General features: G+C 40.2%; 2 protein-coding genes. One reads left to right on the top strand and one right to left on the bottom strand.

The genetic code is table 11. From position 1 onward, the window contains the following. Positions 1 to 59: 59 nt before the first annotated feature. Complete coding sequence (locus RQ763_RS10930) at positions 60 to 737, bottom strand: nitroreductase (protein ID WP_314152998.1); 678 nt, start codon at positions 735 to 737, stop codon at positions 60 to 62. A gap of 143 nt (positions 738 to 880) precedes the next feature. Between RQ763_RS10930 and RQ763_RS10925 the strand changes: the two genes are divergently transcribed. Beyond that, on the top strand, positions 881 to 3,239 hold a 2,359-nt coding region (locus RQ763_RS10925), incomplete at its 3' end, for an ATP-dependent Clp protease ATP-binding subunit (RefSeq protein ID WP_314152997.1).

Genomic DNA, 3,239 nt, shown 5'->3' with positions numbered 1-3,239 from the left:
AATAAACTCTCAATTTATGTATTCTCCTATCTCCAACTTATATGTTGATAGGAGACGTTTTATATAAAAATAACGTTGTCGTCCAACTCCGCTCTTCTTGGCTTAAAGGTGTTGATTTTTGCATCTTTATCTTCATAGCCGAGAACGATGCTATATAAAAATGCAAGATTTTGTGGAACTTCAAGTACATCTGCTACAACTTTTCCAAACTCTGTCGTTGAGCCTTGTGGACAACTCTCAATACCAAATTCACTAGCCGCTAACATAATGGTTTGCATATATGCGCCGCAGTCAATAAGTGCTCCCTGCGCACCATCTATCATAGACTTATCTGTAAAGACAAAAAATACACTCTGTGCGCCAAACCATCTGAAGTTGTCATGCCACATCTTTGTTCGTGTCTCTACATCTTTTCTATCTACCTCCATTAAAGTGTAGAGTCCAACGCCTGTCTCTACCCTTCTTTTTTTATAAGGAGCTTTCCAGTTTAGTGGGTAGTACTGGATAAATTGGTCATTTTCTACGCCGCTGTTCATTTTCTCAATTATTGCATCGCCAATCTTTTTTAAGACCTTATTGTCACTTATGGCATATGTAATCCAAGGCTGCATATTTGCTCCGCTTGGAGTCATGGCAGCAGCTTTTAAAATTTTTTCTTGAATTTCACGCGGCACTGGTTTTGGCAAAAAGGCTCTTTTTGATGAACGATTTACGATGGCATCGATAATTGTTGACATATATAATCCTAAGTAAAACTTTTTCGGAATTATAATATAAATTGAATTAAAAGACACCATTATGGCTAAAGACTAAGAAGACTTGACAAGACATCACTCAACTTGATATAATAATCCTCAAAATATAAAAAAGGAATTTATAAATGAATAATATATTTGAAAAACTTACAAACAATATGACAGAGTCGATTGAGTCTGCGCTCTCGCTTGCCCTCTATAACAAAAACCAAGAGGTTGAGCCTATACATTTTTTGTGGGCACAGCTAACTAACTCAAACTCCGTACTGAATCAGATGCTTAACAAAATGAATATTGACAAAGTAGCAATTGAGCTTGACGTAAAGAGCATAAGCCAAAAGCTTCCTAAATCCTCAACCGTCTCAAAAGAGAGCATAAGAATCTCTAAAAACTTTGTTCAGACACTCCAAAACGGCATCGGACTTATGACAAAGAATGGAGACTCGTTTTTGGCGGTGGATACCTATCTGTTGGCAAATCTGAAAAATGAGCCGTTTTTCACTCTGCTAAAAAAGTATAGCGATATATCTGAGTTGGCAAAAAATATAGAGGCTTCAAGAGGCAATACAAAGATAGAGTCTCAGAGTTCAGACGAGACGCTGGAGTCACTTAAGAAGTATGGAATAGATTTGACGGCAGAAGCAAAAGAGGGGAAACTCGCTCCTGTAATCGGACGTGATGAAGAGATTACCCGTATGATGCAGATACTCATCCGTAAAACCAAAAACAATCCCATGCTACTCGGTGAGCCGGGTGTAGGTAAAACAGCGCTTGTAGAGGGTTTGGCTCAAAGAATCAGTGACGGCAAAGTGCCGACATCTCTGCAGAACAAAAAGGTGATAACGCTTGACATGAGTTCTTTGATTGCCGGTGCAAAATACAGAGGCGAGTTTGAAGACAGACTCAAAGCTGTAATTGACGAGGTAAAGAAGAGCGGCAATATTATACTTTTTATAGATGAGATTCATACGATTGTAGGAGCGGGAGCAAGTGAGGGGAGCATGGATGCGGCAAATATCCTAAAACCGGCACTTGCGCGCGGAGAGCTTCACACCATAGGGGCGACTACGTTAAAAGAGTATAGAAAATATTTTGAAAAAGATATGGCGCTTCAGAGGCGTTTCTTGCCTATCAGTCTTGATGAGCCGAGCGTAAACCAGTCGCTCCAGATACTTCGCGGTATCAAAGAGCGCTTAGAGACTCACCACAATGTAACTATTACCGACAGCGCTTTGGTTGCCGCGGCAAAACTCTCCGACAGATATATAGCGGATAGATTTCTGCCCGATAAGGCAATCGACCTTATAGACGAGGCTGCAGCTGAACTTAAGATGCAGATAGAGTCCGAACCGCATGCTCTAAGCAATGCAAAGATAAAGAGTTCTGAGCTTCATGTTGAGCAAGAGGCTCTTAAAATGGAAGATACTCCCGCAAATACAAAGCGCCTTCTTGAGATTAAAAAAGAGCTTGCAGATGTTGAAGAGAAAGTGAGGAGTTTAGAAGCGCAGTTTGCTTATGAGAGAGAGGTTTTTGGAAAAATTTCAAGCATTAAAAATGAGATTGAGGCAAAAAGAAGAGAAGCCAATATTGCAAAAAGTTCATCAGAGTTTAACCGTGCTGCTGAGATAGAGTATGGCGAGATTCCTGCGCTTTTAAAACAAGAAAAAGAGATTACCGAGAGTTGGGAAAAACTACAAAAAGAGGGAACGCTTCTTAAAAACAGCGTAGATGAGGAGTCAATTGCTTCTATCATATCAAGATGGACAGGTATTCCTGTTAAGAAGATGCTTCAAGCCGACAAAGACAAGATTTTAAATGTCGAAGAGGAGCTCAACAAAGAGGTTGTGGGGCAAAGTAAAGCCACCCATGCAGTTGCCCGCGCTATTAAAAGAAACAAAGCGGGACTCTCAAGCGGTAACTCACCTATTGGAAGTTTTCTCTTTTTGGGACCTACGGGTGTTGGTAAAACGCAGACGGCTAAAACATTGGCAAAGTTTCTGTTTGACTCTCCTGATGCTATGGTACGAATAGATATGAGCGAATACATGGAGAAGCATTCAGTATCTCGCTTAGTCGGTGCGGCTCCTGGATATGTGGGTTATGAAGAGGGCGGACAACTGACTGAAGCGGTAAGAAGAAAGCCTTACAGTGTCATTTTATTTGATGAGGTAGAAAAAGCGCATCCTGATGTGTTCAATATTTTGTTGCAGGTTTTAGATGATGGAAGATTAACCGATAACAAAGGAGTTACGGTTGACTTTACAAATACGATTATTATTTTAACTTCAAATATTGCGAGCGATAAGATAATCAACAATCAAGATTCAGATACGCTTCAAGAGATGGTTTTGGGCGAGTTGAAACAGGCATTTAAACCGGAGTTTTTGAACAGGCTGGATGATATAGTTATATTTAACGCACTTGGACGTGAGCAGATAGTGGGAATAGTAGATATATTCTTTAGTGAGATTGCGCGAAAAGTAG

This window comes from Sulfurimonas sp., assembly GCF_032250635.1.
GTDB lineage: Bacteria > Campylobacterota > Campylobacteria > Campylobacterales > Sulfurimonadaceae > Sulfurimonas.
Note: the sequence above shows the minus strand (reverse complement) of the source record. Positions and strands in the feature narration are given on the sequence as shown.

Bases quoted from the DNA above. Each gene is read 5' to 3' on its own strand.
- RQ763_RS10930 (WP_314152998.1), bottom strand. From the start codon at position 737: ATGTCAACAATTATCGATGCCATCGTAAATCGTTCATCAAAAAGAGCC.